The following is a 24016-nucleotide window of genomic DNA, read 5'->3' on the forward strand; positions in this document are numbered from 1 at the left end:
TCAACTTTTCGCCAGTCGGGTCAGGGCGCCGAGCGCCACCTCGGAACGGGTCGTGTACCAGAACGGGGGCAGGGACTTGCGCAGGAAAGCCCCGTAGCCACGGGCGGTCTCCAGGCGCGAGTCGAGGACCGCCACCACGCCCTTGTCGCCGGTCGACCGGATCAGCCGGCCCACCCCCTGGGCCAGGCGGACCGCCGCGATCGGGACGCTCACCGCGGCGAAGCCGGAGCCGCCGCTCGCGTCGACCGCCGCCGAGCGGGCCGCCGCCAGCGGCTCGTCGGGGCGCGGGAACGGCAACCGGTCGATCACCACGAGCTGGCAGGCGTCACCGGGCACGTCCACGCCCTGCCACAGCGACATCACCCCGAAGAGGCAGCTCGCCTTCTCCTCGCGGAACTTGCGGACCAGGATCGGCAGCGTCTCGTCGCCCTGCAGCAGGATCGGCAGGTCGGTCTTGGCGCGCAACAGCTCGGCCGCCTGGGTGGCGGCCTTGCGGGAGGAGAACAACCCGAGCGTACGCCCGCCGAGCGCCTCCACCAGCCGGAGCAGCTCCTCGCCGGCCGCCTCGGGCAGGCCGGACATGGTGGGCCGCGGCAGGTGCGCCGCCACATAGAGGATGCCCTGCTTGGCGTAGTCGAACGGCGAGCCGACGTCCAGCGAGGTCCAGCCGTCGCCGGTGGCGGGGGTGCCTTCCGGCCCGGGTGCGGTCACCGGGAGGCCGAGCGAGCGGGCCACCGTGTCGAACCGCCCGCCCAGGGTCAGCGTCGCCGAGGTGACCACGACGGTCCGATCCGAGTACAGACTCTCGGAGAGGGTGCCGGCGACCGAGAGCGGGGCGACCACCAGGGCCCGGCGCCCGTGGCCGAGGTCGGATTTCTCCACCCAGGCGACGTCGAAGGCGTTCTCCTCCAGCAGCCGCTGGGCGGTCTTGGAGAGCTCGTCCAGCACCGCCTTGGCGGCCTGCTTGCCGACCGGGTCGGAATCGTCGGACTTGATCTCGCCGATCGCGGTGAGCGCCGACCGGGTCGCCGACTCCAGCTGGGTCACGGCCAGGCGCAGCCCGTCGGGCAGGCCGGTGGTGAGCCGCCCGGCGGGCACGTCGGCGAGGCCCACGGTGAGCGCGTCGGCCGCCGTGGCCAGGGCCTCCGCGTCGGCCGGGGTGACCAGGGTGCGGGCCCGGCGGCCGGCCCGCTCGATCGCTTCCGGGGTGATCTCGGCCTGGGACGCCGAGGAGACCCGGTCGGCCAGCTCGTGCGCCTCGTCGACGATCAGCAGCTTGTGCGGCGGGACGATCTGCCGCCCGGCGAGCATGTCGACGGCGAGCAGGCTGTGGTTGGTGACCACGATGTCGGCCTCCCGCGCCCGGACCCGGGAGGCGTCGGCGAAGCACTCCTGCCCGTAGGGACAGCGGGCGGCGCCGACGCAGTCCCGAGCCGGCATGGAGACCTGCCGCCAGGCCGTGTCGTCGACCCCCGGGTCCAGCTCGTCGCGGTCGCCGGTCTCGGTCTTCTCCGCCCAGGAGCGGATCCGCAGGATCTGCTTGCCGAGCCGGCCGGCCTCGCCGAGCCACTGCCCGGCCTTGGGCGCCGGCGCGGCGTCGAAGAGCGTGTCGGTGGGTGTCTCCTCGTCGGCGTGTTCGAGTTTCGCCACGCAGAGGTAGTGGTGCCGGCCTTTCAGCACGGCGAAGGTCGGCTTGCGCCCGAGCACCGGCTCGACCGCCGCGGCCAGGCGCGGCAGGTCGTGCTCCACCAGCTGGTTCTGCAGGGCCAGGGTGGCCGTGGAGACCACCACCGGACCGTCCACGAGCAGGGCCGGTGTCAGGTAGCCGAGACTCTTTCCGGTGCCCGTGCCGGCCTGGACGAGCAGGTGCTCGCGGTCCTTGATCGCCTTGTCGATGGCCTCCACCATGGCCTGCTGACCGGGGCGGGCTGCGCCACCGGGGACGGCCCCGACGGCTGCGGCGAGGAGTTTCTCTGCGGTCGCCTTTTTCTTGGTTGCTGCGGGCACGGAGGAACCGTACCCGCCACCACCGACAGAACCGGACCACCGCTAGGGTGCACCTCATGCCGAGCGAGATGGTCCGGGTCATCTACACGAAGTACGACGGATCGGCTCATCGTGACTACCCGGCCCGTCGTCTGGCCGAGGACGACCTCGGTATCTGGGTCGGCGTGACCCGCGGCACCGCCTCGGTCTACCACGGCCGCCCGTCGGTCGAGCAGATCCCGTTCGTGCTGCTCATCCCGCACCACGCCTGGTGGACCGGGATGTTCAACCCACCCCCGCGCACCAGCGAGGTCTACTGCGACATCACCACGCCGGCGCGGTGGGAGGGCGACACCGTGCACATCATCGACCTGGACCTGGACGCGGTGCGGCGCCGCGAGACCGGGCTGGTCGAGCTGCGCGACGAGGACGAGTTCGAGGAGCACCGGAAGGCCTTCGGTTACCCGGACGACGTGGTCGCCAACGCGCACGCGGCGGCCCGCCAGCTGATCGGCTCACTCGGCGACGGCACCGAGCCGTTCGCCTCGCATTACCGCAAGCACCTGCTAGAGGTCACCCAGTAGGACCTTCTCCGGGTTCTGCTGGTTGAAGAGCCCGGTGATCCGGCCCTGGTCCACCGCGACGGTGAGGACCGCGAGCAGCCGTTCCCCGTCCGCCCGGATCCCGCGCAGCAGCATCGCGGCCGAGCCGTTGACCAGCACCGGATCGACTGTCGCCTCGGTGAGGTCGGCGAGCTTGTTCTGCAGCAGGCCGACCCAGAACCGGGCCACCTTGTCGGCGCCGACGACCGGGTTCAGCGCGGTCCGGACCACACCACCGCCGTCACCGATGGTGACCACGTCCGGCGCGAGCACGGCGGCGAGCGTACGCATGTCCCCGCTCTGTGCCGCGCTGAGGAACGCGGTGAGGACCTTGCGCTGCTCGGCCAGACCGGCGGTGTGCCGGATGGTGCCGGCCGCGACCGCGCGCCGGGCGCGCGAGGCGTGCTGCCGGGCCGCGGCCGGCGTGGTGTCGAGTACCTCGGCCACCTCGTCGAACGGCACCCCGAACGCGTCGTGCAGGACGAACGCGACCCGCTGCTCCGGGGTGAGCCGCTCCAGCACCACCAGCAGCGCCACGCTGACCTGATCGGCCAGCTCGGCGTGGTCGGCGGGGTCGGCGTCCGGGTCGACGACGTAGGCCGGGAGCCACTGGCCGGGGTACGCGGCCCGGCGTACCCGAGCGGAATTGAGCTGGTCCAGGCAGATGCGCGCGGTGACCGTGGTGAGCCAGCCGCGCACGTCCCTGATTTCGTCCCGATGCTGCGCGTAGCGCAGCCAGGCTTCCTGAACGGCGTCCTCGGCCTCGGAGCGGTTGCCCAGCATCCGGTAGGCGACGGCCATCAGGTAGGGACGCTGAGCTTCGAAGTCGACCGCGGTCGTGGACGGCATAGGGGGAATTCTGCGCGAGATTGCCGGACCGCGGGTATCACCTGTGCCACAGTATGAAACACCCATAAAGTACGAATCGGATGGTGCTTCGTGCAGGACATGGCGACTATCGCGGGCAGCCTGGCCGGGCTTGCCGGGGCCGGCGGCGCGGTCTCGGTCGCCGTGCTGCGCCGCTCCCGCCCGTGCCTCGCCGCCGGCCACGCACTCGTCAGCAGCACGATCGCTGATCCGCTGCCCCGCGTGCTCCGGCTCGGCCTCACCGGGATGACCGTGCCGGTGGTCGCCGGACCGCACGGCGAGCTCTTCCTCGGCCCGGGCGGACCGGAACCCGGCCGCACGCTGCGCCGGCTCGTCCTCGCCCCGCTCTTCACCCGGGCGCAGGCCGGCGGCGGTCGCCTCTGGCGCGACCAGGCGGCGCCGTTCCGGCTGGTCATCGAGTTCGCCGGGGCCAACCGGGACCCGGAAGCGCTGCTGCGCGCCTACCGGATGCTGGACCGGCAGCTGCGCGACCACGCCGCCCTGCTCAGCCGGTGCCACGACGGGGTGCTCACGCCGGGCGTGGTCACCGTGACGGTCTCCGGCATCGTGGACGCCCGCGAGCTGCTCGCCGCCCAGTCCGACCGGTACGCGTTCGCCGACGGCACCTTCGACGACCTGGGCTCCCGCTCCGCGCCGCCGAGCCTGGTCCCGGTGGTCAGCGAGCCGTGGACCCGGCGGTTCGGCTGGGACGGCTGCGAGCCGATCGCCGCCGAGGAACGCCACCAGCTGCACGCGCTGGTCCGGGCGGCACACGAGGACGGGCGCAAGGTCCGGATCTCCGGGCTGCCCGACGGAACCAAGCGCGCCCGGGCGGCGATCTGGGCCGAACTCGGCGCGGCCGGTGTGGATGTGATCGCTGACACCGACCACACCGGACTGGCCAAGCACCTGCGCCGGCACCCGGTCACCGGGGCCACTCCACTGCCACACCTTCCGACCAGGGCGGTACGCCGTACCGCACCCCGACCGAACGCTCCCCGGACAGCTGGTCGTCACGAGCCCGTTTAGGCACGTGTCCAAAGGGTGAACCAGCGTGGACCGATAGCATGCCCTCCGGAGATCAAACCAAGACCCGCCGATCGAGGTCCGCGCCGTGAAGTTCTCATTCCGTCCCGTCGAGGGCGCCTTCTACGACCTCTTCACCAAGGCCGCGCTCAACCTGGTGAAGGGCACCGAACTGCTCAACGAGCTGGCACTGCCCGGAGTGGACGTGCAATCCGTCGCCGACCGGCTGAGCGATGTGGAGCACGACAGCGACTCGATCACTCACGAGCTGTACAAGAAGATCAACTCCACCTTCATCACCCCGTTCGACCGGGAGGACATCTACTCGCTGGGCTCGCAGCTCGACGACGTGATGGACCACCTGGAGGCGGCCGGCAACCTGCTCTATCTGTACGGGCTGACCGACCTGCCGTCGCTGCCCCGGGAGATGCACGAGCTGGTGACCGTCCTGGACCAGCAGGCGAAGATCACCGCCGAGGCGATGCCGCGGCTGCGCACGATGAAGGGCCTCGAGGAGTACTGGATCGAGATCAACCGGCTGGAGAACGACGGTGACCGGGCGTACCGGATGCTGCTCGTGCGCCTGTTCTCCGGCGAGTACGACGCCCTCACCGTCCTCAAGATGAAAGAGGTCGTGGACGAGCTGGAGGCTGCCTGCGACGCGTTCGAGCACGTGGCGAACACGGTCGAGACCATCGCGGTCAAGGAGTCCTAGACCTTGGATCCCGAACTCGTCGCCGTCCTGGCGGTGATCCTCGCCGCGATGGCGTTCGACTACACCAATGGCTTCCACGACGCCGCCAACGCCATCGCGACCAGTGTCAGCACCCGGGCCCTCACGCCCCGGGTGGCGCTCGCGATGGCCGCCGTCGGCAACTTCATCGGCGCGCACCTGGGCGGCGAGGTGGCCAAGACCGTCGGTGACGGCCTGGTCAAACTGCCACTCGGGATACCCAGCCTGGGGGTGGTCTTCGCCGGCGTGCTCGGCGCGATCGCCTGGAACCTGATCACCTGGTACTTCGGCCTGCCCTCCAGCTCCTCGCACGCGCTGTTCGGCGGGCTGGTCGGCGCGACGCTGTTCGCCGCGGGCGGCACCGTGCAGTGGACCAACATCGTGCAGAAGGTCCTCATCCCGATGGTGGTCTCGCCCATGGTCGGCCTGGCGCTCGGCTTCGCGATGATGGTCGCCATCATGTGGATCTTCCGCCGCGGCACTCCGGGCAAGCTCAACCGCGGTTTCCGGCACGCGCAGACCCTGTCGGCGGCCGCGATGTCCGTGGGGCACGGCATGCAGGACGCGGCGAAGACCATGGGCATCGTGGTGCTGGCGCTCTACACCGGCGGCTTCCAGGACAACGCGACGCACATCCCGGAGTGGGTCTACTGGACGTCGGCGGCCGTGCTCGCGGCCGGCACCTACGCGGGCGGCTGGCGCATCATCCGCACCCTGGGCCGCAAGATCATCGACCTGGGCCCGGCCGAGGGTTTCGCCGCCGAGACGGTGGCGAGCTCGGTGCTCTACTTCAACGCCCTGGTCCTGCACGCACCGATCTCGACCACGCACACGATCACCTCGGCCATCATGGGCGTGGGCGCCACGAAACGGCTCAGCGCGGTCCGCTGGAACGTCGCCGGCAACATCGTCGTCGCCTGGATCACCACGTTCCCGGCGGCCGCCCTGATCGCCTGCGTCGCCTACTTCCTGGTCCGCCCCCTCTTCGGCTGACCGCCCAGCCAGCCCAGCGGTCGTAGGAGCACCTTCCACAGGCCACGCACGTGTGTCGCTGACGGCTGGGCGGCATGGAGCGTCCCCGGGCCGTAGCCCATGGAGGCTACGAGCCGCCCAATACCGGCACGAGCTACGGCCGAACGCAACCGGCCGTAGTTCATGGGGCTGAAGGTGCTGGTTTCCGGAGTGGGCTACGGACGAGCGTGTCGCAAATGCCTTGGCCCAGCGCGCCCGGCTGGCACCGATGCACGCTGTCCGCGGGGCGGATTCGGTGCGTGGGTGCCAGCCGGAGCGGGGCGTTCTTCGCCGTTTCGGGCGGCAGGCGCCGGCGCCGGGGCGGTGGGTGCGCTGGACGGATGGGGCTAGTAGACGACACCGACCTGTTCGCGCAGGGTGTCCAGCAGGTTCATCACCTCGAGCGTCGTGTCGTGCGACATCAGCGGGCTCTCCAGCTCGCCCGCCAGCAGGCACCGCTGCACCTCCGCCGCCTCGAACTGGTAGCCGCTGCCCTCGAACGGCAGCTCGAAGGTCTCCGGCGCCCGGCCGGGGCGGTTCAGCACGAACGAGCGGGGCACCATGAAACCCTCCGGCAGATCGATCCGCCCGTCGGTGCCGGTGATCGAGGCGGTGTTCTTGCTGGCCCCGTTGATGCTGCAGGTCAGCGCGGCCACCGCGCCGGAGGCGTAACCGAGCAGCACGCCGGTGTTCTCGTCGACGCCCTCCGGCGTCAGGTGCGCCCAGGCGTGGGCGGTCGCCGGCACGCCGAGGATCAGATGCGTCAGGTGGATCGGGTAGACGCCCAGGTCGAGCAGCGCCCCGCCACCCAGGGCGGGGTCACGCAGCCGGTGCGACGCGGCGAACGGGCCCTGCAGGCCGAAGTCGGCGTGGATCGCGCTGATCGAACCGATCGCACCCCCGGCGACCAGTTCGGCGATCTTGCGGATCGCCGGGTTGAGGCGCATCCACATCGCCTCCATCAGGAACACCCCACGGGTACGGGCGGCCTGCACCAGCTGCGCCGCGGAGGGCAGGTCCAGCGTGATCGGCTTCTCCACCAGCACCGCCTTGCCGGCTTCCACGCAGAGCATCGCCCCCTCCAGGTGGAAGGCGTGCGGGGTGGCCACGTAGACCACGTCCACCCCGTCGTCGGCGGCCAGGTCCGCGTACGAGCCGTGCGCCCGGGCGAAGCCGTGCTTGCGCGCGAAGGCCTCCGCGGTCGCCGCCGAGCGTGATCCGACGGCGGCGAGTTCCGCACCCGGCACCAGCGGCAGGTCGGCGGCGAAGGTGCTGGCGATCCCGCCGGGGCCGAGAATGCCCCAGCGCACGTTCTGTCCGTTCATGATCGATACCGTATCGCCCGGGACGCCGCCGGTGGCAGGATCGACCGGTGACCGAACCGATGCCGCTTCCGTCCGACCCTGAGATCCCCCGACCGCACGCCGGGCAAGCCCCGGGCCACGTCGGCGAGACTTCGATGGTGTTACCGCCCGCGATGCTGCAGCGGGCCCGGGACTTCACCGGCCCGCCGGCGCCGGCCCGGCCGGCAGCCACGGTGGTCCTTCTCCGCCCACACGGTGACGCCTTCCAGGTGTACGTGCTACGCCGCGCCACCACGATGGTCTTCGGTGGGGTGTACGCCTTCCCGGGCGGGTCCGTCGACCCCTCCGATCGCCCGGAGACCGTCCGTTCCGACTGGTCCGAGCGGCTCGGCGTGCCGGACGATCAGGCGCGCGCGGTCGTCGGCGCGGCCGCCCGGGAGCTTTTCGAGGAGAGCGGCATCCTGCTGGCCGGCCCGACCGCCGAACCGGATCGCACGGTCACCGCGGTCGCCACCGCCGACTGGGAGGCCGACCGGGCCGCGGTGCAGCGCCGCGAGCTGACCATGACCGAGCTGCTGCTGCGGCGCGGGCTGCGGTTGCGCGACGATCTGCTGCTGCCGTGGGCCCGCTGGATCACCCCGGAGTTCGAGCCGCGGCGTTACGACACCTGGTTCTTCGTGGCGCTGCTGCCGGAGGCACAGAGCGCCCGTGACGTCTCGGGTGAGGCCGACGGCACCGCGTGGATCTCCCCCGCCGAGTCCCGCGAGCTGCCGATGCTGCCGCCCACGCTGCGTACGCTGCGCGAGCTGGCCGCCTGCGGCACCATCCCGGAGATCGTCGCCGCGGCCGCGCACCGGGACGCCGCCAGCCCGCTCAACCCCCGCATCGAGGTGACCGCCGACGGGCGGGTCCTGCTCCATGTCCCCGACCAGCCCGGCGGCTGAGTACCAGGGCCAGTGGGCCGACCGCGAGCGCCGGGGCCGAGACGGCTCCGATGCTCGCGGTCAGGCACGGGCGAGGTAGTTCGGCGGGTCCCCGTAGGTCGTACGAAAGAACCGGCGCAACCAATCAGCCGAAGCGACCGGTGATGTAGTCCTCGGTCTTCTTCTGGGTGGGGTTGCTGAAGATCTTCTGGGTGTCGTCGTACTCGATGAGGCGGCCGGGGTCGCCGGTCTTGTCGATCGAGAAGAACCCGGTCTTGTCGCTGACCCGGGCGGCCTGCTGCATGTTGTGCGTGACGATGATGATCGTGAAGCGGTCCTTCAGCTTGAACATCAGGTCCTCGATCGCCAGCGTCGAGATCGGGTCGAGCGCGGAACACGGCTCGTCCATCAGCACGACCTGCGGCTCGACCGCGATGGTACGGGCGATGCAGAGACGCTGCTGCTGACCGCCGGAGAGGCCGGCGCCGGGACGGTCGAGGCGGTCCTTGACCTCGTCCCACAGGTTCGCGGCGCGCAGCGACTTCTCGGCGGCCTCGTCGAGCAGCGCCTTCTTCTTGACGCCGTTGAGCTTGAGGCCGGCCACCGCGTTCTCGTAGATCGACATCGTCGGGAACGGGTTGGGCCGCTGGAAGACCATGCCGATCATGCGACGGACCGCGGTGACGTCCACGTCCTGGTCGTAGATGTTCTGGTCGTCGATGGTGAGGCGGCCCTCGATCCGGGCGCCGGGCAGCACCTCGTGCATGCGGTTGATGGACCGCAGGAACGTGGACTTGCCGCAGCCGGACGGGCCGATCAGGGCGGTGATCGTCTTCGGTTCGACGGTCATCGAGACGCTGTCGATCGCCTTGAAGGTTCCGTAGTACGAGGAGACGTTGCTCGCCTCGATGCGCTTGGCCATGGGGTACACCTCTTATCGGGACAACTTGTTGCGGCGGGCGAGCAGCTTGGCGGCGATGGTCAGGATCAGCACGAGCGCCACCAGGGTGAGCGCGGCCGTCCAGGCCCGGGCCGGTGCGTACCGGGAGGCGTCCCCGGCCTGCTGGTACACGAAGAGCGCCAGCGACTGCTGGTTTCCGGCGAACGGGTCGAAGTTGATCGCGGCGGCGCCGCCGGCGACCAGGAGCACCGGGGCGGTCTCGCCGGCCGCGCGGGCGATGGCGAGCATGACGCCGGTGACGATGCCGGGCAGCGCGGTGGGCAGGACGACCTTGAGGATCGTCTTCCACTGCGGCACGCCGAGCGCGTAGGAGCCCTCCCGCAGCGGGCCGGGAACCAGCCGCAGCATCTCCTCGGTGGACCGGACGATCGTCGGCAGCATCAGCACGGTCAGCGCCAGCGCGGCGGCGAAGCCGGAGAAGCGCGGGTTCCCGTCGTTGAACCACGGGCTGACGATCAGGACCCAGAAGGAGAGGATGAACAGACCGGCCACGATCGACGGGATGCCGGTCATCACGTCGACGAAGAAGCGGACCGTGTTGGCGAACCGGCCGCGGCCGTACTCGACCAGGTAGATCGCACCGAGCACACCGAGCGGCACGGCGATCAGCGTGGCGATGCCGACCTGCTCCAGGGTGCCGATGATGGCGTGGTAGGCGCCACCCTCGGGGTCCCGGGCACCGATGTTGTTCATCGAGGTGCCGAAGAAGTTGGCGTCGAGGCGCTCGACGCCCTTGGACAGCAGGGTCCAGACCACCGAGGCGAGCGGCAGCACCGCCAGCACACACGCCGAGTAGATCAGCGACTGCATGGTGCGGTTGCGCGCGGCGCGGCGCCCCTCGATCCGCCCGGCCACGAAGTTGAGCCCGACCAGGTACAGCACGACGCCGACCACCAGGACCAGCACCCAGTTGCCGATGCCGGTGCCGAGCACCACGGCCGCGGCGACCACCAGAGCGGCCACCGCGACGAGCACGTTGGTGACGACCGGGAGCTTACGGCTACGGATGTTGTCCGGCGTCATCACGACGCCCGGAACCTCACGTTCGAGAAGGCTCATGCTGCACTGTCCCGGAACTCGCGACGGCGGTAGATGATCGCCCGAGCCGTCATGTTGACCACCAGCGTGATCGCGAAGAGCACCAGACCGGAGGCGATCAGCGCACCGCGGCCGGTGGCGTTGGCCTCACCGAAGGTGTTCGCGATGTTGGCGGCGATCGAGTTGCCGCCGTCCTGGATCAGGTTGAACGAGATGTTGAAGGTGATACCGAGGGTCAGCGCCAGGGCGATGGTCTCACCGAGCGCGCGGCCCAGGCCGAGCATTACCGCGGCGATCACGCCGGGCTTGCCGTACGGCAGAACCGCCGTCCGGATCATCTCCCAGCGGGTGGCACCGAGGGCGAGCGCCGCCTCCTCGTTCATGCCGGGGGTCTGCTGGAAGACCTCGCGGGACAGCGAGGTGATGATCGGCAGCACCATGATCGCCAGCACCAGGCCACCGAGCATGACCGACTGGCCGAACGGGCCGTCGCCGCTGAAGAACGGCAGCCAGCCGAAGTACTCGTTGAGCCAGATCGAGAAGTTGCGGACCGGCGTCTGCAGAACGTCGCGACCCCAGAGACCGAAGACCACGCTGGGCACGGCGGCCAGCAGGTCGATCACGAACCCGAGCGGCGTGGCCAGCCGCCGGGGAGCGTAGTGCGACAGGAAGAGCGCGATGGCCAGCGCGATCGGCACCGCGACCAGCAGCGCGATGATCGAGCTGAGCACCGTGCCGAAGGCGAGGGCGGCGATACCGAACACCGGTTCGGCGTCGTTGGGGAACCAGGTCTTCTCGGTCAGGAAGTTCGCGGTGTTCGCCTGGAGGGCCGGCACCGCCTTCGACACCAGGAAGACCGCGATGGCCACGATGATGACCAGCACCATCGCGCCCGCGGTGGTGGAGAGGCCGCGGAAGCCGGTCTCCACGGAGAACCGGGCCTTCTTCGGCAGTGCGCCGCCGCCACCCAGCGGGGGTTCTTGGGAATTGCTCGGGGAAGCACCGGAGCCGGCGCCCCGAGCGTGACCGGTGGTCACGCCCGAGTCGCCGGCGGTGGCGTTCACCGAGCGGGAGGGGTAGTCACCCATCTGCGCGCTCGCTGTCGTCTCGGAGGGATTGTCGAGGGTCAGGCGATCGAGTTGACCGAGGTCTCGACCTTGGCCCGCAGGGTCTCGGGCAGCGGGGCGTAGCCCAGCTCAGCGAGAGCCGTCTGGCCGGCCGTGCTGGAGGTGTACTTCAGGAAGGACTGGATCTCCTTGGCCTTCGGGCTGCCCTTGCTGCAGGCGATCTCGTAGGTCACCAGCACGATCGGGTAGGCGCCCGCGGTCTTGGTGTTGTAGTCGAGCTCCAGGGCCAGGTCGCCGTCGGTGCCCTTGACGGTGGCGTTCTCCAGCGTCTTGCCGGCGCTCTCACCGGTCAGCTCGACGAACTCGCCGGCGCCGTTCTTGATCTTCGCCATCTGCAGGTCGCTGTTCTCGGCGAACGAGAGCTCGACGTAGGAGATGCTGTTCGGGGTGCTCTTCACCTTGGTGGCGATACCGTCCGACTTGGCCGCACCGGTGCCGCCCGGAGCCTTCCACGCCTTGGCGTTTCCGAAGGTCCAGTCCGCCTCGGCGGTCTTGCTCAGGTACTTGGTGAAGTTGTCGGTGGTGCCGGACTCGTCCGAGCGGTGCACCGTGCCGATGGGGGCGTCCGGCAGCTTGGCGCCGGAGTTCTCCGCCGCGATCGCCGCGTCGTTCCACTTGGTGATCTTGCCGGCGAAGATCTTCGCCAGGGTGGAGGGCGACAGCTGCAGGCCGTCGACGCCCTGCACGTTGTAGACGACGGCGACCGGGCCGATCACCATCGGCAGGTTGAGGGCCTTGCCGCCGGCGCACTTGGCGTCGGCCTGCGCGACCTCGTCCTCCTTGAGGGCGGAGTCCGAGCCGGCGAAGTCGGCGGTGCCGGCGATGAACGCCTCGATACCCGCACCCGAACCGGTGCCCTGGTAGTCCACCTTGGCGTCGGCGCACTGGCCCTGGTAGGCCTTGATCCACTCGTCCATGGCGTTCTTCTGGGCGGTGGAGCCCTGCGCCGTCAGGCTGCCGCTGACGCAGTTGGCTGGGGCGGCGGACGAGCCGCTGTCGCCACCCGGGTCGTTGTTGTCCGAGCCGCACGCGGTGAGCGCGATCGTCGCAGTCAAAGCAATGCCGGCCACGAAACCGGACCGCTGGAGCTTCACGGTTGTCCCTTCAGATTCACTTGCCGCCGGCCTCTCACCGGCTCACACGGCAAAAGCTAAGAGCGGCAAGTGACCGGATCCCCGGTCGCAAATGAACTGGGGGTGAACACGTCGACCCCAGAAGGTAGCCATCCGCCGAGTGCCAGTTGTCCGTTAAGTGAACCGCGCCCTCGCTACCCGATATGCCGGATAAATCCGGTCGACCGTGACCTCAGCGAGACTTGCGCTTGTCCCCGGCGTTACTCTTTCCGCGGTTTTTTCGTACGGGTCAGGAGAGCGCCCGTGCCTACCACGCGGCCTGAGCACGTGGTCCAGGCCACAGCGCGCCCGCCGGGCTTGAGCACGTGGTTACGCGTGAGAATTGCGGGCGCGCTGCGTGCCCGAGACCGACGCGGTAGAGCGGTGGCCGTTGTGCGTGCTCGTCTCCGGCGCCATACGCACCCGAGATCGACGCGGGAGAAGGATCAGGACCGCTGGTAGTTCACGTCGGTCTTGTAGACCTGGTAGCCCAGCCGGCGGTACAGCGCGACCGCCGCGGCATTCGACTCGTCGACGTAGAGGTTCGACACCGTCAGGCCGGCGCTCGCGAGGTGGCGCAGGCCGGCCACGCTCAGCGCGGCGCCCAGGCCGCGACGGTGCCCGCCCGGGTCGACCCCGAGCACGTAGATCTCGCCGATCGCCGGATCGTCACCGGCGGCCGGGTGCACCTTGGTCCAGTGGAAGCCGAGCAGGGTGTCCGCGATGTCGACGGCGAGCAGGAACCCGGCCGGGTCGAACCACGGCTCCGCCTCCCGGCTGCGCAGATCCTCGAGAGTCCACCGGCCCTGCTCGGGGTGGTGGGCGAAGGCGCGCGCGTTGACCTCGAGCCAGCGCTGCTCGTCGGAGTCCGGGTTGAAGGCGCGGACCGTGACGCCGTCGGGCAGCGGCACGTCGGGCAGCGGCTCGAGCAGCGAGCGGCGCATCTGCCAGAGCACCCGGGCCCGGTGGAAACCGTTGCGCTCGGCGAAGGCGGCCGAGCCGGGATCGTCACCGTGCGCCCAGAACCGCAGCGGACCGTCGCCGGCCGCGGCGAGCAGCGCGCTGCCGTGCCCCTGCCGGCGGAACTGCGGGTGGACCACCAGCTCGCCGGCCGCATCCTCGACGAAGGCGTAACCGGCCAGGCGGTCACCCGCGTAGGACAGCAGGTGAACGCCCTGTGTGGCGACGTCGCCGCGAACCCGCAGCACGATGTCCTCGGAGAGCGGATAGGTCCCGTCCAGCTCGGCCGCGGCGGCGGCCAGGGCGAGCACATCGTCCACCTCGGACGCGGACAGCCGGCCCGCGGCACGGACCGGCTGTCGCATCGTCATGTGGTGATCTTAATCAGACGGGCAGCGACACGGGGTCGTTGTCCGGCAGCTGGCGACCGGACGGCGGGACCACGAACTTGTAGCCCACCTGGCGGACGGTGCCGATCATCGACTCGTACTCCGAGCCGAGCTTGGCGCGCAGACGCCGCACGTGCACGTCGACCGTCCGGGTGCCGCCGAAGTAGTCGTAGCCCCAGACCTCGCGCAGCAGCTGGTCGCGGGTGAAGACCCGGCCCGGGTGCTGGGCGAGGAACTTGAGGAGCTCGAACTCCTTGTAGGTCAGGTCGAGCGGGCGGCCCTTGAGCTTCGCCGCGTAGGTGTCCGGGTCGATGTTGAGCTCGCCGGCCCGGATCGAGCCGCCGGCACCGGCCGTCGCGTTGTTGAGCCGGCCGACGCAGAGCCGCAGGCGGGCCTCCACCTCGGCCGGTCCGGCGCTGGCCAGGATGACGTCGTCGACACCCCAGTCGGCGTTGAGCGCGATCAGGCCGGCCTCGGTGACGACCGCGATCAGCGGGACACCGATGCCGGTGGCGTGCAGCATGCGGCACGTGGCACGTGCCTCGGAGAGCTCGGAACGGGCGTCGACCAGAACGGCGTCGGGGCTGGGCCCGGACACCAGGGTGCGCACGTCACGGGGGGCGGTTCGAACCGAGTGGGGCAGCAGGTCCAGAGCGGGCAGCACGGCGGAAGGCTCACCGGCACGTGCCGTCACCAGCAGAAGGATCTCCACACTCACCTCCGTCCTCGCGGCATCAAGGCCGCTCGGGTGACCCGGTTTGCGCAGCTCAAAGCTTCGCCACCGGAGAACTGGGGCCCGGCGTCACCGACGGGTGGGTTGCGCTCACCTTAACCGATGCATACGTCCTGATGCCCTCGTCGCACCCGCAAGTGATGTAGAGAACGCCGGGAAGGTGGCTGAACGGCCGATTCGTAACAACCCGTTCATCCGACGCGGACGACGCTCCGGAAATGGTGCAGCCCGAGGATTGGGACGACGGTCACGGGTCTGGCACGATCGCAGTCGTGTTCCCCTCCATGCCGCAGGACGATCCCTGGGACGCCGAAGCCTCCCAGCAGGTCGCACGGATGAACCCGGGCCGACCCAAGGCCGGTTTCTACGGCGCTGTCCCGGAAGAGGAGGACGGCCACCCGGCCTCCGACGATCCCGAGGACGAGGAGGAGTTCGAGGAGATCGAGGTCGTCCCGGTCCGCCCCAAACTCTCGATCGCCATCGCCGGGTTCAGCGCGCTGCTCGCCATCGCGGTGGCCGTCGGGGCACAGACGACCGGGCCGGGCGCGCGCCTGTCGTACGCGATCGTGCTCTTCGGAGTGCAGTTGCTCGCCCTGCTCGCCTGGACCATGGCGCTGCACCCGCCGGCCGCCGGCGCGACCGCCGCGCTGGTCGCGGTCACCGCCCTGGTCGCCGACTACCTGGCGGTCACCGGCACGCCGCCGAAGTTCCTGCCGCTGGTCTGGGTGGCCCTCGGCGGCTTCGTGGCGGTGCTGATCGGCCAGGTGATCCGCGCCGATGACCGGCACCGGGCCAAGGACGTCTGGCGCACCACACTGCTCATCGTGCTCGGCGCGGCGGCGTACGCGATCCTGCTCCTGCTCACCCGCCAGCCGCTCGGCGCGCAGGCGATCCTGGTCTGCTGCACCGGCGCCGGGGTGGCGCTGCTGGTCGCCCGCCTGACCGACGCGGTCTTCCCGAAGCCGCGGATCGCGGCGCAGGTGCCGCGCGGCGCCGCCGGCATCGTGCTCGGCGCCATGCTCGGCACGCTGGTCTCCGCCATGCTCGGCAGTTACCTGGTGCTGCCGTTCACCCCGGCCAAGGGCGCGGTGCTGGGCCTGGTCGCCGCGGTCGCGGCGAACCTGGTCGACCTGGCGGTCAACTTCGGCGAGGCGGGCCGCCGGCTGGCCGGCCAGGCGCCGACCTTCTGGCTGGCCCGGCACATGCAGGGGCCGCTGGGCGGGTTCGCGCTGACCGCCGCCGCGGCCTACGCGCTGACGCACTGGTACCTCACTTAGCAGACCCTGCGGGCCGGGACCCGGGTCCACCGTTTCGGTGAACCCACCGCGCGGGCATGTACGTTCCCCAGACAGTTGGGCAGACCGGGGAGGTTCAGTGGCCGAGGTGTACGAATCGGAACGTCCACGTCGCCGCCGTGGCCGCGCGCTGCTGACCGTCGTCCTGGTCCTGCTGCTCCTGCTGCTCGCCGGCCTGTTCGCGCTGGACCGTTTCGGCGCGTCGTACGCCGAGCGGGTCCTGGCCGACCGGGTCCGCCAGGAGGTGGCCAACCAGGATTCCACCAGCGGCGAACCCGACGTCACCATCGCCGGCGTGCCGTTCCTGACCCAGGTGCTCGCCGGGGACTACCAGGAGATCCGCATCGAGCTGCCGGACTTCGCCGCCCCGACCGGCACCGGCGAGACCGTCCGGATGCCGCTGCTGGACATCCGCGCCAAGGACGTCCAGGCGCCGCTGGACACCCTGCGCAGCGGGCAGGGTGACGTGGTCGCCGGATCGGTGACCGGCACCGGCACCGTCGATTACAACCAGCTCGCCGGCCTGGTCGGCCGGGAGGGCGTGAAGCTCAGCGAGAAGGACGGCAAGCTGGTCGGCTCGGCGCCGCTGACGCTGCAGGGCCAGGATCCGATCGAGTTGACCGGCACGGCCGAGCTGACCGTCGCGGACGGCACGGTGCGGGTCCGGTTCGCCGACGTGAGCGCGCCGAGCCTGCCGAACAACCCGCTCGTGCAGGGCGCGGTCCGCCAGTTCGCCCGCAATCTCGCCTTCGACCTGGCCGTTCCCGAGCTGCCGATGAACCTGGCGTTGCGCGAGGTCCAGGTGCTGCCGGAGGGGCTGCGGGTGACCGCCGGAGCACAGAACGTCAATCTTTCCGCGTAGGTCACGTTCCCGGATGGTGGTCGGTCCTGTTCCGGGCTCTGGGCTCGCTGGTAGTGTCGCTTCCCATGAGCCTGTTGCTCACGAAGAGGCGCGCGGTCGACCTGTGCCGCGTGGCCGCGTGCCTGTGTCGCCCTGTCAACTGACGGGGCCACTCGGTGCTGAGCACCTAACTCTCCCTTGAGCCCGCGGCATATCTCTGCCCGGCAGTGGCGCCGTCGCACAGCAGCCCGTGATCCCCACTACCAATGGGTCCCGCGCGGAGTGCGACTGAGAAACACTTCCGTGCGCTGACTCTCCCTCCACCCACCTTCCACAGGGAGTGAACCGATGAGTCGCGACACCGCACTCGTCTCGGCCGAGTGGGCCGAGCAGAACCTGGACACCCCGGGCCTGGTCTTCGTCGAGGTCGACGAGGACACCACTGCCTACGACGGCGGCCACATTCCGGGCGCCATCAAGATCGACTGGAAGAAGGACCTGCAGGACCCGGTCCGGCGGGACTTCGTCAACCAGGAGCAGTTCGCCGCGCTGCTCTCCGAGCGCGGCATCGCCAACGACGACACCGTGATCCTCTACGGCGGCAACAACAACTGGTTCGCGGCGTACGCGTACTGGTACTTCAAGCTCTACGGCCACGGCGACGTGAAGCTGCTCGACGGCGGCCGCAAGAAGTGGGAGCTCGACGCCCGTCCCTACACCAAGGACGTGCCGGTGCGGGCGAAGACCGACTACGTGGCCCAGCCGCAGGACAAGTCGATCCGCGCCTTCCGCGACGAGGTCGTCGAGGCCATCGGCGTGAAGAACCTGGTCGACGTGCGCAGCCCCGACGAGTTCGCCGGCCGCCTGCTCGCGCCCGCCCACCTCCCGCAGGAGCAGTCGCAGCGGGCCGGGCACATCCCGACCGCGATCAGCGTGCCGTGGAGCAAGGCGGCCAACGAGGACGGCACCTTCAAGTCGGACGAGGAACTCGCCAAGATCTACGGCGAGGCCGGGCTGGACGGCAGCAAGGACACCATCGCCTACTGCCGGATCGGCGAGCGCTCCTCGCACACCTGGTTCGTGCTGAAGGAGCTGCTCGGTCAGGAGAACGTGAAGAACTACGACGGCTCGTGGACCGAGTACGGCTCGCTCATCGGCGTGCCGATCGCGCTCGGCGACGAACCCGGAAAGGCGTGATCATGACTTCTCCCGCTGCCAACGTCGCAGCCGGCTGCGCTGCTCCCGACCAGTCCGCGCCCCTCCCCAGTAGCGTGGACCTGGAGAAGGAGACGGTCATCACCGGCATCGTGCGGACCGCCGAGGGTGAGCCGGTCGGCGGGGCGTACGTGCGCCTGCTCGACGGCTCCGGCGAGTTCACCGCCGAGGTCGTCTCCTCCCCGGAGGGCGTCTTCCGCTTCTTCGCGGCGCCCGGCTCCTGGACCGTGCGGGCTCTCAGCCGCTTCGGCAACGGTGAGCTCGCGGTGGACGCCACTCGCGGGGTGAACGAGGTCGCGCTGAACGTCGCGACCGCCTGATCGCTCACGCTCTGTTGTGAGGGCGGGACCCGGACGGGTCCCGCCCTCAGTCCTTTCCGCCGCCGGCCGTGACCACCACCGCGTCCGGCGGGATCTCCGGACGGCGCCGGGACAGCCGCCGGATCGCGGTGTTGAACACCGCGATGATCGGCACCGCGACCAGGGCGCCGATGATGCCGGCCACCACCACGCCGCAGGCGATGCCGATGATGACCGCGAGCGGGTGGATGGCGACCGCCCGGCCCATGATCAGCGGCTGGAGCACGTGTCCTTCCAGCTGCTGCACCAGGATCACCGCGCCCAGCGTGATCAGCGCGACCACCCAGCCCTGATCCACCAGGGCGACCAGGACGGCCACCGCGCCGGAGATGCTGGCGCCCACGATCGGGATGAACGCGCCGAGGAAGACCAGCGCCGCCAGCGGGAACGCGAACGGCACGTCCAGGATCACCAGCGCCAGGCCGATGCCGACCGCGTCGATGAACGCCACCAGCACGGTCGCCCGCACGTATGAGCCGAGCGTCGCCCACGAGGCGTCCCCGGCGTCGGCCAGTGACCAGCGCGCGTTCACCGGGAACAGCCGGACGATGAACCGCCAGATCTGGCGCCCGTCCCGCAGGAAGAAGAAGGTCGCGAAGAGCACCAGCACCAGACCGGTGAGCACCTCGGCCAGGGTGGCCGCGGTGGCGATGCCGGTCGAGGTGAGCTGCGAGGTGTTGGCGTCCACCCACTCCTGGGCCGAGTCGATCGCCTGATCGACCTGGTCGTCGGAGAGATGCAGCGGCCCGGTCCGGGCCCACTCCTGGATCTGCCGGACACCGGCGCTGGCGTTCCGGGTCAGTTCCGGCACGCCGTCGATGAACTGGTTCACCACCAGCGTCAACGTGCCGGCCACCGCGGCCAGGCCGCCGATCAGCACCAGGAACGTGGCGAACGAGCGGGGCACGTGCAGCCGGAGCAGCCAGCCGACCGCCGGGCCGAGCAGTGCGGAGAGCAGCAACGCGATCGCCAGCGGGATGATCACCACGCTGACCAGGCCGATCACCCGCAGCAGCGCCCAGCCGATCACGCCGACCACGATCAGCCGCCAGCTCCAGGCGGCGGCGATCCGCAACGGCTGCGGTACGTCGGCGTCGTCCTTGCTGCTCGTCGAATGGTGCACGATCTCCGGCTCGGGCGCGGGTGGGACGAAGACGTCCTCCTCCGGCTCTGGTGCCGGGGCGTCGACACGGGCGATCCGCACCGACTCCCGCCCGGTGTCGTAGGCCTTCTTCAGGTTGTCCCTGACCCGCTGGAAGCGGTTCAACCGCCTACCCCCTCGACAGCTCGCGATACGCGCTCATCACGGTAGTGCCCGTGTGCCCGAATCGCCTTCCCCAACCCGCACCCGGACCACACGTACAGCGGTGTTGGTCACCGGCGTACCGTCTGCGTTTGTGAGTGCCGAAGCCCGTACCGACGCCGGATTGCCGATCCGGATGCTGCACGACCGCGTCCTCGTCCGTCAGGACGGTGGCGAGGGGGAACGCCGATCCACCGCGGGCATCGTGATTCCCGCCACCGCGTCGATGGGACGGCGCCTGTCCTGGGCGACCGCGGTGGGGGTGGGCCCGAACGTCCGATCGATCGTGGTCGGCGACCGGGTCCTGTTCGACCCCGACGACCGCTCCGAGGTCGAACTGCACGGCAAGGAGTACGTCCTGCTGCGCGAGCGGGACGTGCACGCGGTCGCGGCCACCCGGGTCGACCCGGACGGAACCGGCCTCTACCTCTGAGGAAGCGCGCTCGGGCTCACTGCTGCGGCGGCGGCTGCCAGGGTGAGTGGCCGGGATGACCGCCTCCGGGCACCGGCGGGAACGGCGGCGGGCTCATCGGATGACCGGGGTAACCGGGATGGCCCGGGTAGCCGGGATGTCCGGGGTAGCCGCCGTATGCCGGGTAGACCGGCGGCGGAGCGAAACGCATCGGCACCGGCATGACCGGCTCGGGCGGCGGCGCCACCGTGCGCACCACCCCGTCCGGGAAGGTGATCCGGTAGGTGTGCCCGTCCCACCAGGCCGGCGGGGTCTGCGGATCCCGCCCGGCGAAGACCGACCGGTAACCGGTGACCGCGGCCAGCAGCTCCTGCTCCTCGGCCCGGGCCCGCTCCAGCTGCTGCGGATGCCGCTCCAGGCCACGCTGCATGCCGTCGCGCAGCAGCGCCAGCCGGGTCGAGGCGAACTGGAAGTTGCGCATGGCCCGGTGCCCGGCCGGCCCGGCGACCCGCTTGGCCCACTGCCGGGCCGAGTGCCGCCGGCCCAGACTCGCCAGCGAGGCCACCTCGGGCGGCGCGAACCAGCCGGTCGACACGTAATGGTGCAGGACCCGCTCGGCCAGCCGGCCCTCCCAGCTGCGCAGCGCGATGGCGAAACCGACCACGGCGAAGAAGAACGGCACCATGAAGCCTAGGTAGCCGTACAGCATGATCAGCATCTCGCCGGTGGCGGCGGTCAGCGTCGGCAGCAGGTTGAACAGGCCGTGCAGGATCATCGCGCCGAGCAGGCCGGCCACCGGGGCCAGCCACCGCACGGTCCGGTCGGCGGAGCGTGCCGCGATGCCCAGGCCGATGCCGGCCATCGAGGTGAAGAGCGGGTGCGCGAAACCGGTGAACAGGATCCGCACGATGAAGATCAGGAAGACGTTCTGCAGGCCGGTGGCCGGACCGTACTCGTCGGCGCCCGCCGCGTAGCCGTGGCCGCCGAGGTAGAGCACGTTCTCCACCATGGCGAACCCGAGCGCGGAGAGACCGCAGTAGACGATGCCGTCGGTGATGCCGGACCACTCCGCGCGGCGGCGCCAGAAGAGCAGCAGCGGGCCGATGAACTTCATCGACTCCTCGATGAAGGGTGCGACCAGGACGGCCACCAGCGCTTCCGGCAGGCCGATCTCGTCGAACAGCTCCGCCGCGAGGGTGTTGACCACCAGGGCCACCGCGGTCGCCACCGCCGCGCCCCAGGCGAAGCAGAAGACCAGGTATTTCACCGGCTCCGGCTCGTAGCGGTCCAGCCAGGCGAAGGCGCTCGCCAGCAGCGGCACCGGCAGGATCGCCGCGGTCAGGCCGATCGCCAGGCCGGTGATGCCGATGCTGTAGCCCAGGAAGATCAGCATGCCGATCGCGGCGGCGGCGATCAGGGTGATCACCGCGGCGATCGGCAGCCAGCGCCGCCAGCCGATGCGCCGGCCGGGGATCGGCGCCACCGAGGCGTCGTTGGCCACCGGGTACGGCGGGACCGAATCGGGCGCCACGGTGTCCGGCCACACCTGGGTCCCACCGGAACCGGGGACCGGCGCGGAGGCGGGTGGCACGGAGCTGGGTGGCGCGGAGCTGGGCGGCTCGGCGCCGGGATTGACCGTTTGCGGGTGGGCAGCCGGGTCCGACGACCCGGCCGGCGAGACGTCGGCCATGTCCGCCAGCCTAGTCACCGGACTCTCGCGGGACGTGTCCGAGGAGCTGCGGAACAGATCACGACGGCGCGCCGGGGCGCGGCCGGCCGATCCGGTTCCGTGCGCCGTGCGCCCGCCCGTGCCAGCCCACCGCCTCCCGCACCTGGCGGGTCGCCTCCGCGTACTCCACCCCGGTGGCCCGCAGCAGGTCGGCGACCGCGGTCCGGATCTGCGCCACCACCACGCCGCCGGAGTAGCCGACCCCGTCCTGGTAGGCGCGTCCCGACTCGGCCGCCGCCCGCAGCGCCCGCTCCCGTGCCGCGATCGGGTCGGCGCCCTGCGCCCACTCGTCGCGCAGCAGGTCGACCGCGTCACCGAGATGCCGCACCGAGGCGGGCAGCACCTCCGGGACGCGCTCCCGGTCGTTCAGCGCGGTCTGTGCCCTGCGGATCATCACCCGGACGTTGCGCAACGCGTAGGTGATCTGGGGAGCGCCCTCGACGTACTGGGCCAGGGCGCCGCGGGCGCGCCAGCGGGCCGGGGCGAAGGCGACGTTCTCCCGGGCCGCCTCGATCGCGGCGGTGAACGCGGCGAACGTGCCCTCCGCCTCCCGCAGCCGGTCCAGCGCCGCCTGGATCACGTCCGGATCGCCCTCGGCCAGGCCCAGGGAGGCCTCGTGCAGGCCGGCGGTGAACGCGCGCAGCGCCGGGTCGGCGGCCCGTTTCACCACGGTGAGCGGGTTGATCGGCAGGAGCAGGGTCATCACCGCCAGGGCCACCCCGCCGCCGACCAGCGCGTCGAAGAACCGGGTCCACGGCTGTTCGGTGGTGGTGGTCAGGGTCGCCACCAGCACCGCCGACGAGGCGGACTGCACGATCAGCGGCGCGCCGCCGCCGACCGCGGTCGCCACCAGCACGGCGAGGAGCACGATCAGGCCGATCTGCACCGGCCCGGCGCCGATCAGCAGGATGATCAGGTCGCCGATGCCAATACCGACGGCCACCCCGATCACCAGTTCCGCGGTGCGCCGCATCCGCTGGCCGACCGAGGAGCCGAGGGCGATCACCGCGGCGATCGGCGCGAAGAACGGCATCGGGCGGCCGAACAGGTCGTGCGCCAGGAACCAGGCCAGGCCGGCGGCGAGCCCGGCCTGCACCGCCAGCATCAGCCCGGCCCGGGCCCGGGTCAGCGCGGCGATGAACCGGTTGTCGCCGATCATGGCCTCAACCTACGTGCCAGGATGCTGAGGTGACATCTTTGCCCGAGCGTTTCCGGGCGGCGGCGCGGGGCGCCGGCGCCACCACGTCCGACGCGGACCTCGACGCCGCCGCCAACTACCTGGTCGGCCGCTGGACCGAGCCGCAACGCCACTACCACGACGTGACGCATCTCGCGGCGGTGCTCGACGTGGTGGACCGCTTCGCCGAGCTCGCCCCGAACCCCGACCGGGTGCGGCTGGCCGCCTGGATGCACGACGCGGTCTACGACCCGCGCGCGCTGGGCGACAGCAACGAGCGGGACAGCGCCGAGTTCGCGGAGGGGCTGCTGCAGAGCCTGGGCACCCCGCCGGAGGTCGCCGCCGAGGTGGCCCGGCTCGTCGGCCTGACCGCGGGACACGCGACCGAGGAGAACGACCCGGACGGCGAGCTGCTCTGCGACGCCGATCTGGCCATCCTCGCCGCCGACGAGGAGCGCTACGCCCGCTACACCGACGCGATCCGCCGCGAGTACGCACACGTGCCGGACGACGCCTTCCGGGCCGGCCGCACCCGGGTGCTCCAGGAGCTGCTCAAACTGCCGTCGATCTACCGGCTGGAACCGATCCGCGACGAGTGGGAGGCCCGCGCCCAGGCCAACCTCAAGGCCGAGCTGGAGTCCCTCGCCTAGCCAGATGTTTGGGGCGGCGCAGCCCGGACGAGCGGAGCCGGGCTGCCAGCTCCCGCGACGGCAGCAGGGTCGCACCCAGCCAGAGCGCGCTGTGGAAGCGGAACTCCGGGATGTCGTAGTGGTCCCGGTCGAAGGCCCGCCGGGGCGAGCCGAGCATCTCCGCGAAGGCGTGCAACTCCTCGTACGACACGTCGCTGACCAGGTGCGACCAGAGGCAGCCGCGACCTGGCCAGAGCGGTTCGTCGACGAGGATCACCGGCCGG

The 24016-nt window shown here is 70.8% G+C and carries 25 protein-coding genes; 12 read left to right on the top strand and 13 right to left on the bottom strand.

All coding sequences use genetic code 11. The features are described from left to right. Positions 1 to 1908 (bottom strand): ATP-dependent DNA helicase, encoded by a 1908-nt coding sequence (locus tag AB0F81_RS10945; protein ID WP_360194606.1) that lies wholly within the window; start codon positions 1906 to 1908, stop codon positions 1 to 3. A gap of 155 nt (positions 1909 to 2063) precedes the next feature. Between AB0F81_RS10945 and AB0F81_RS10950 the strand changes: the two genes are divergently transcribed. Beyond that, the gene (locus AB0F81_RS10950; protein ID WP_360194441.1) at positions 2064 to 2570 is read left to right on the top strand and encodes a DUF402 domain-containing protein; all 507 of its coding nucleotides are present in this window, start codon (positions 2064 to 2066) and stop codon (positions 2568 to 2570) included. Here AB0F81_RS10950 and sigJ read toward each other — a convergent pair. Next, positions 2553 to 3437: an RNA polymerase sigma factor SigJ gene (gene sigJ, locus AB0F81_RS10955; RefSeq protein WP_360194444.1), complete on the bottom strand. Its 885-nt coding sequence runs from the start codon at positions 3435 to 3437 to the stop codon at positions 2553 to 2555. The genes AB0F81_RS10950 and sigJ overlap by 18 nt on opposite strands. Before the next feature lie 99 nt (positions 3438 to 3536). On the opposite strand from sigJ, the gene AB0F81_RS10960 reads away from it, so the two are divergent. The 3 genes from AB0F81_RS10960 (at position 3537) to AB0F81_RS10970 (ending at position 6207) form a co-directional block, all read left to right on the top strand. Then, entirely contained in the window at positions 3537 to 4484 is a 948-nt protein-coding gene (locus AB0F81_RS10960) for a hypothetical protein (RefSeq protein ID WP_360194447.1), read from the top strand. Between the two features lie 85 nt (positions 4485 to 4569). Then, positions 4570 to 5196, top strand: a complete 627-nt coding sequence (locus AB0F81_RS10965) for a DUF47 family protein (protein ID WP_360194450.1) — start codon at positions 4570 to 4572, stop codon at positions 5194 to 5196. A 3-nt stretch (positions 5197 to 5199) separates the two neighbouring features. Next, the gene (locus tag AB0F81_RS10970) at positions 5200 to 6207 is read left to right on the top strand and encodes an inorganic phosphate transporter (RefSeq protein WP_360194453.1); all 1008 of its coding nucleotides are present in this window, start codon (positions 5200 to 5202) and stop codon (positions 6205 to 6207) included. A 365-nt stretch (positions 6208 to 6572) separates the two neighbouring features. Here the strand turns inward: AB0F81_RS10970 and AB0F81_RS10975 are convergent, their stop codons facing one another. Next, positions 6573 to 7550, bottom strand: a complete 978-nt coding sequence (locus AB0F81_RS10975; RefSeq protein ID WP_360194456.1) for a Gfo/Idh/MocA family oxidoreductase — start codon at positions 7548 to 7550, stop codon at positions 6573 to 6575. 134 nt (positions 7551 to 7684) lie between these two features. Here AB0F81_RS10975 and AB0F81_RS10980 point away from each other — a divergent pair, with 134 nt between their 5' ends. After that, positions 7685 to 8473: an NUDIX domain-containing protein gene (locus AB0F81_RS10980; RefSeq protein WP_360194459.1), complete on the top strand. Its 789-nt coding sequence runs from the start codon at positions 7685 to 7687 to the stop codon at positions 8471 to 8473. Positions 8474 to 8597: 124 nt separating this feature from the next. Here AB0F81_RS10980 and pstB read toward each other — a convergent pair whose 3' ends face one another. The 6 genes from pstB to AB0F81_RS11010 form a co-directional block, all read right to left on the bottom strand. After that, complete coding sequence (pstB, locus tag AB0F81_RS10985; RefSeq protein ID WP_360194462.1) at positions 8598 to 9374, bottom strand: phosphate ABC transporter ATP-binding protein PstB; 777 nt, start codon at positions 9372 to 9374, stop codon at positions 8598 to 8600. A gap of 12 nt (positions 9375 to 9386) precedes the next feature. Further along, positions 9387 to 10472 (bottom strand): phosphate ABC transporter permease PstA, encoded by a 1086-nt coding sequence (gene pstA, locus AB0F81_RS10990; protein WP_360194465.1) that lies wholly within the window; start codon positions 10470 to 10472, stop codon positions 9387 to 9389. Next, positions 10469 to 11539: a phosphate ABC transporter permease subunit PstC gene (pstC, locus tag AB0F81_RS10995; protein ID WP_360194468.1), complete on the bottom strand. Its 1071-nt coding sequence runs from the start codon at positions 11537 to 11539 to the stop codon at positions 10469 to 10471. The genes pstA and pstC overlap by 4 nt, the downstream gene beginning before the upstream one ends. 38 nt (positions 11540 to 11577) lie before the next feature. Further along, a complete protein-coding gene (pstS, locus tag AB0F81_RS11000; RefSeq protein ID WP_360194471.1) occupies positions 11578 to 12672 on the bottom strand; it encodes a phosphate ABC transporter substrate-binding protein PstS in 1095 nt (364 codons plus the stop codon). Between the two features lie 464 nt (positions 12673 to 13136). Beyond that, complete coding sequence (mshD, locus tag AB0F81_RS11005; RefSeq protein ID WP_360194474.1) at positions 13137 to 14021, bottom strand: mycothiol synthase; 885 nt, start codon at positions 14019 to 14021, stop codon at positions 13137 to 13139. A 13-nt stretch (positions 14022 to 14034) separates the two neighbouring features. Further along, positions 14035 to 14751, bottom strand: a complete 717-nt coding sequence (locus tag AB0F81_RS11010; protein WP_196418596.1) for a response regulator transcription factor — start codon at positions 14749 to 14751, stop codon at positions 14035 to 14037. Between the two features lie 293 nt (positions 14752 to 15044). On the opposite strand from AB0F81_RS11010, the gene AB0F81_RS11015 reads away from it, so the two are divergent. The 5 genes from AB0F81_RS11015 (at position 15045) to AB0F81_RS11035 (ending at position 18443) form a co-directional block, all read left to right on the top strand. Further along, positions 15045 to 16049, top strand: a complete 1005-nt coding sequence (locus AB0F81_RS11015; protein ID WP_360194478.1) for a hypothetical protein — start codon at positions 15045 to 15047, stop codon at positions 16047 to 16049. 97 nt (positions 16050 to 16146) lie between these two features. Further along, positions 16147 to 16929: a DUF2993 domain-containing protein gene (locus AB0F81_RS11020; RefSeq protein ID WP_360194481.1), complete on the top strand. Its 783-nt coding sequence runs from the start codon at positions 16147 to 16149 to the stop codon at positions 16927 to 16929. Between the two features lie 65 nt (positions 16930 to 16994). Then, entirely contained in the window at positions 16995 to 17072 is a 78-nt protein-coding gene (locus AB0F81_RS11025) for an Ms5788A family Cys-rich leader peptide (RefSeq protein ID WP_316248150.1), read from the top strand. Between the two features lie 184 nt (positions 17073 to 17256). Beyond that, the gene (locus AB0F81_RS11030) at positions 17257 to 18105 is read left to right on the top strand and encodes a sulfurtransferase (RefSeq protein ID WP_360194484.1); all 849 of its coding nucleotides are present in this window, start codon (positions 17257 to 17259) and stop codon (positions 18103 to 18105) included. Between the two features lie 2 nt (positions 18106 to 18107). Beyond that, positions 18108 to 18443 carry a DUF1416 domain-containing protein gene (locus AB0F81_RS11035; protein ID WP_360194487.1) on the top strand — a complete coding sequence of 112 codons (336 nt, stop codon included), beginning with the start codon at positions 18108 to 18110 and terminating at the stop codon, positions 18441 to 18443. 46 nt (positions 18444 to 18489) lie between these two features. Here AB0F81_RS11035 and AB0F81_RS11040 read toward each other — a convergent pair whose 3' ends face one another. Further along, positions 18490 to 19749, bottom strand: a complete 1260-nt coding sequence (locus AB0F81_RS11040; protein ID WP_360194490.1) for an AI-2E family transporter — start codon at positions 19747 to 19749, stop codon at positions 18490 to 18492. A 172-nt stretch (positions 19750 to 19921) separates the two neighbouring features. Here AB0F81_RS11040 and AB0F81_RS11045 point away from each other — a divergent pair, with 172 nt between their 5' ends. After that, positions 19922 to 20218 (top strand): co-chaperone GroES, encoded by a 297-nt coding sequence (locus AB0F81_RS11045; RefSeq protein WP_360194610.1) that lies wholly within the window; start codon positions 19922 to 19924, stop codon positions 20216 to 20218. Positions 20219 to 20234: 16 nt separating this feature from the next. Here AB0F81_RS11045 and AB0F81_RS11050 read toward each other — a convergent pair whose 3' ends face one another. Together AB0F81_RS11050 and AB0F81_RS11055 are read right to left on the bottom strand one after the other, a co-directional pair. After that, positions 20235 to 21887 carry a PrsW family glutamic-type intramembrane protease gene (locus AB0F81_RS11050; RefSeq protein ID WP_360194493.1) on the bottom strand — a complete coding sequence of 551 codons (1653 nt, stop codon included), beginning with the start codon at positions 21885 to 21887 and terminating at the stop codon, positions 20235 to 20237. A 58-nt stretch (positions 21888 to 21945) separates the two neighbouring features. Further along, positions 21946 to 23085, bottom strand: a complete 1140-nt coding sequence (locus tag AB0F81_RS11055) for an FUSC family protein (protein WP_360194496.1) — start codon at positions 23083 to 23085, stop codon at positions 21946 to 21948. Between the two features lie 29 nt (positions 23086 to 23114). Here AB0F81_RS11055 and AB0F81_RS11060 point away from each other — a divergent pair, with 29 nt between their 5' ends. Beyond that, positions 23115 to 23753, top strand: a complete 639-nt coding sequence (locus AB0F81_RS11060) for a metal-dependent phosphohydrolase (RefSeq protein ID WP_360194499.1) — start codon at positions 23115 to 23117, stop codon at positions 23751 to 23753. On the opposite strand, the gene AB0F81_RS11065 is transcribed toward AB0F81_RS11060, so the two are convergent. Next, the gene (locus tag AB0F81_RS11065; protein ID WP_360194502.1) at positions 23725 to 24009 is read right to left on the bottom strand and encodes a DUF4031 domain-containing protein; all 285 of its coding nucleotides are present in this window, start codon (positions 24007 to 24009) and stop codon (positions 23725 to 23727) included. The two genes, AB0F81_RS11060 and AB0F81_RS11065, sit on opposite strands and share 29 nt — an antisense overlap. Positions 24010 to 24016 lie beyond the last annotated feature (7 nt).

The organism is Actinoplanes sp. NPDC024001 (assembly GCF_040638955.1).
In the GTDB taxonomy this organism is placed as follows: domain Bacteria; phylum Actinomycetota; class Actinomycetes; order Mycobacteriales; family Micromonosporaceae; genus Actinoplanes.